Annotated in this window: 4 protein-coding genes and 1 tRNA gene; 4 read left to right on the top strand and 1 reads right to left on the bottom strand. The window is 71.1% G+C overall.

Translation table 11 applies throughout. From position 1 onward, the window contains the following. The 4 genes from AB0J52_RS29905 to AB0J52_RS29890 all read left to right on the top strand — a co-directional run. The coding region (locus AB0J52_RS29905) for a class II fructose-bisphosphate aldolase (protein ID WP_500185968.1) at positions 1-624 on the top strand (624 nt) is incomplete at its 5' end. Between the two features lie 561 nt (positions 625-1,185). Further along, the gene (locus AB0J52_RS29900) at positions 1,186-1,809 is read left to right on the top strand and encodes a GNAT family N-acetyltransferase (protein WP_500185969.1); all 624 of its coding nucleotides are present in this window, start codon (positions 1,186-1,188) and stop codon (positions 1,807-1,809) included. Between the two features lie 245 nt (positions 1,810-2,054). Continuing rightward, the gene (gene sepX, locus AB0J52_RS29895) at positions 2,055-2,747 is read left to right on the top strand and encodes a divisome protein SepX/GlpR (RefSeq protein ID WP_500185966.1); all 693 of its coding nucleotides are present in this window, start codon (positions 2,055-2,057) and stop codon (positions 2,745-2,747) included. Between the two features lie 288 nt (positions 2,748-3,035). Next, positions 3,036-3,109, top strand: a tRNA-Ala gene (locus tag AB0J52_RS29890). Positions 3,110-3,508: 399 nt separating this feature from the next. Here AB0J52_RS29890 and AB0J52_RS29885 read toward each other — a convergent pair. Then, positions 3,509-4,214, bottom strand: a 706-nt coding sequence (locus AB0J52_RS29885) for a WASHC3/CCDC53 family protein (protein ID WP_500185964.1), incomplete at its 5' end; no start/stop codon positions are given.

Below are 4,214 nucleotides of genomic sequence, written 5' to 3'. Positions count from 1 at the left end.
CGCGGGGCCGCCGTGCCCGTCGCCGTCCACCTTGACCACGCGACCTCCGCCGACCTCGTGCGCGAGGCGGTACGGCTGGGTGTCGGTTCGGTGATGTACGACGCGTCCACACTGCCCTACGACGAGAACGTCGCCGAGACTGCGTCGATCGCCGCCTGGTGCCACGAGCGCGGTGTGTGGGTGGAGGCGGAGCTCGGCGAGGTCGGCGGAAAGGACGGCGTGCACGCGCCGGGGGCCCGGACGAAACCGTCCGAGGCCGCCGCCTACACCGCCGCCACCGGCGTGGACGCGCTGGCGGTGGCGGTGGGGAGTTCTCATGCCATGCTCACCAGGGACGCCGTCCTCGATCTTGATCTGATCGCCGAGTTGCGGGACGCGGTGCCCGTTCCGCTCGTCCTGCACGGGTCGTCCGGGGTGCCGGACGGGACGCTGTCCGCCGCCGTCGAACGCGGGATGACCAAGATCAATATCGCGACCCAGCTCAACAAGGTCTACACCGCCGAACTGCGCCGCGCCCTCGACGCCGACCCGGCGATGGTCGATCCCCGCAAGTACGCCGGCCCGGCCCGGGATGCCGTCACGGCCGAGATCACCCGCCTCCTCACCGTCCTCCACGCGACCTGACCCGCCCGAGCCTCCTCATCGGTCCTCGCGACGTGCTTGGCCGCCTGGTCAGGTTGGTGTGGCCCCTCCCTGCCGCGAGCTGGATCGTCGAGCCCGCTCACCAGGGCTTATCGGGTTCAGGTGGGGTGGGCCCTGGATTGGGGGCCGGGCTGCTCGGCCTTGGGTCAGGCTTCTGTCGGGGTCCGGCCTCTCCGGGTGGGCTTGCTCACCTTTGAGGACGGCCCATCCCGGCCAATCATCCCGACGTCCGCGACAGGGCGCGCTCGGCTTGTGGGTTCGGCCCTTCGATTTCTGGCCGGTGAGGACGGCTGGGATTCTCGTTGGCGTGGGCTCGACCCATCTGGCCTGCAAGGACTTTCCTGGAGCGGCCTCACCAGGGGCCCGGCGGGTGTCGCGAAACCGGATCGTCCTCCGGACGCGGTTCCGCGGGTGGCAGGTGTGCCGCCGGGGACGGGGGTGGCGCGGCCATATCCGGGGCGGGTCGGCGGCCGGATCCATTTGTCGGGGACAATTGATGGCGTCCGAACCGTCGTCCGGGGAATCATGGGAGCCGTGGAACGGATGCGTGGATGGCCGGTCACCTTGAGCGAGGGCCCGGTCGGGCTGCGTCCGCTGCGGCATCGCGACGCGGCCGTCTGGCGTGACCTGCGGGTTCGCAACGCCGACTGGCTGCGGCCATGGGAGCCGACCAACCCCGAGACGCCGCTGTTCCGCACCGGCCTCGGCCCGTACGTCAGCATGGTGCACACCATGCGGCGGGAGGCGCGGCAGGGGCTCGCGCTGCCCTGGGTGGTCACCTATGAAGGGAACTTCGCCGGACAGCTCACCATTGGCGCGATCGTGTGGGGTTCGGCCCGTTCGGCCCAGATCGGCTACTGGGTGGACCGGCAGGTCGCCGGACGCGGCGTCATTCCGACCGCCGTCGCGCTCGCGGTCGACCACTGTTTCTTCACCGTCGGGCTGCACCGGGTGGAGGCCAATATCCGTCCGGAGAACACCGCGAGCCGACGTGTCGTCGAAAAGCTCGGATTCCGGGAAGAGGGAATTCGCCGCCGCCAACTGCACATCGACGGCGCCTGGCGTGATCACATCTGCTACGCGCTGACCGTCGAGGACGTGCCCGGCGGCCTGCGGTCCCGCTGGCTGGCGTCCGCCAAGCAGGCATTTCCCCGCTCTCCCTCCTGACCCGTCCCGGCCGGCCGGAATCGGGCGGCGGACCTTCCCGTAAGAATCCTCCGGAAGAGAAGGTCCGGCAAACAGAGAGTAACCGCAGGATCGATCTCGCGACACACCGCCCCTAATACTCGTCAACCTCTGACACCGACTCGTACCGTGCGTGGCGTGACCCTGTTCCCAATGCACGTGCGCGCGCCGAAAGTCGGCTCGTCATCCGGCCGTGCCCGGGAACGGCTTCTCTCGGCGGTGAGCCGGTGAGCAGTGCCTTCCTCTATCTCGCCATCGTCGCCGTCTGGGCGGTCGTCCTCGTGCCGATGTGGCTCCGCCGCGACACCGAGGCGACGGGCATCTCCCGCCTCCTCCACAAGCGTCCGGACGAGGACGGCACGGACCTCGACACCGACCACGTTCCCGAGCATCTCCAGACCCCTGTCCACGAGGACGACGAGCTGATCGAGCCCGAAGAGCCATCCCACCCCGAGACCGAGATCACGGCCGAGACCGGGCCCGGCGCCGAGGAGGCCGCGGAGACGGTCGTCCACCGCCGTCCGGGACGCGCGGCCGTGATCGCGCGCCGCCGCCGCCGGACGGTCGGGCTCACCCTGCTCGCCCTGACGGCCGTGACCGTGGCCGCCGTGGGGCTCCTCCCCTGGTGGATCGCCCCGCCGCCCGTCCTGCTTCTCGTAGGGCACCTCACACTCCTGCGGGTCGCCGTCCAGATGGACCAGGCACGCGCCCGCCAGGAGGCCGAAGCCGCCCGCCTGGAGGCCGAACGCCTGGAGGCCGAACGCCTGGAGGCGATGCGCGTCGAGGAGGAGATCGAGCAGGCGGCCCCCGAGCCGTCCGCCGAGGTGCTGGAGTTCGTCGGCCGCCCGGAGGACGAGGTCTTCGACCAGTACGCCGAGGACGCCCCCACCACCGAGGACCGCCGCGCCGTAGGCGAGTGACCCCACCGCCGGCCCCAGCCGCCGCTGCGCGTCAGCACCGCGCGCCCTCGCGGCTCCTGCCCCGATCCAGCAGTACCGTGCCGCCTCCGCAGGCTGTCTCCACGCCGTCAGCGCCCTCGGTGCCTTCCTGCCGACGAAGGCTCGTTCGGGCCCTGGACGGATTCAACACGGCGGTCCCCGTCCGGTAGCGCCGGTCGGGACGATCCCAGGGCCGTGGACCGGTGGTTCCCCAGGCGGTTTACCGGCGCGCGAACCACTGCCAAAGTGCGCTAACCTAGTCACGTCCGCGGGGCTGTAGCGCAGTCCGGTAGCGCACCTCGTTCGCATCGAGGGGGTCAGGGGTTCAAATCCCCTCAGCTCCACCGCGTGATTGCAGGTCAAGGGCCTGATCGGGAGAGATCCCGATCAGGCCCTTGATCGTTTTTCGGCCTCGTTGTCATCAGGCCCGAGAAGCGCCGGATGGCCCTGAGAAGCATGTCGCACCCTGCTCAGAGCACCCCAGACGGTTCCAGCCGTCACCGGCCTCGCCCTAACGGGTGCCTCAGATGCCAGCGGCCAAGTGTGTCTTGCCACCAACGCGTTCGAGCACCGGAGCGTGGGCCGCGGGCGTGGGCCGGGGCCGTCCTTGGGCTGCATGCGGCGCATGCCCTGCTCGACATCACCGGGCTCTACTGGGCCGCGTCCACAGTGGGGCTGGTTTGGGAGGCGCGGCGGTTGAGTCCCGGGCAGGTCCGGGAGGCGGGCGGCCCCGGACCGAGGCGCTAGGCGGTTGAGAGGGCGGTGAGGAACCAGGTGATCTCGCGGCGCGGGTGGTCGGGTGGGAGCCAGCCGTTCACGATGGCCAGGAGGGTGAGGTAGCGCTCGCGGCGGGGGTCGTCGGCGGCGGTGAGGTAGGCGGCCAGGCGGGTGCGCAGGGACGGGCCGTCCGGGACGTTCAGGGACGCGGCGTACGCGGACGCGACGTGGGTGACGGCGGCGGCCGCCTCGGGGGAGTCCGGGGAGACGCCGGAGGCCAGCAGGGGGCGGACGGTTTCGGTGACCATGCCGACGACGTGCTTGCGGGGCGGGCCGGGGGGCTGGTGGGCCAGTTCGTTGAAGAGGGACCGCATGAGGGTGCGGAACGACTCGTCCTGGGTGAGTTCGGCCAGTTCGACCCAGGCGGCGAGCTGTTCGGACGTGGGGTCGTCCGGGAGTTCGGGGGTGAGGGAGCGGCGCAGGACCCGGGGGAGGGGGCCGTCGGGGGCGCCGAAGGCGTGGTCGAGGAAGTCGGCGACGAGTTCGTCGCGTTCGGCGGTGGAGAGCCGGGCGAGGCGGTGCATGAGTTCCAGTTCCTCCGGGGTGCTGCCGCGGCGTGCGGCGGTGGTGAGGACGGCGTGGCGGAGGAACTGGAACTCATGCACCGCCTCGCCCGGCTCTCCACCGCCGAACGCGACGAACTCGTCGCCGACTTCCTCGACCACGCCTTCG

This window comes from Spirillospora sp. NPDC049652 (assembly GCF_040675125.1).
GTDB lineage: Bacteria > Actinomycetota > Actinomycetes > Streptosporangiales > Streptosporangiaceae > Spirillospora.
This window is presented reverse-complemented; position numbering and strand designations above follow the sequence as displayed.

Bases quoted from the DNA above. Each gene is read 5' to 3' on its own strand.
- AB0J52_RS29900 (WP_500185969.1), top strand. From the start codon at position 1,186: ATGCGTGGATGGCCGGTCACCTTGAGCGAGGGCCCGGTCGGGCTGCGT.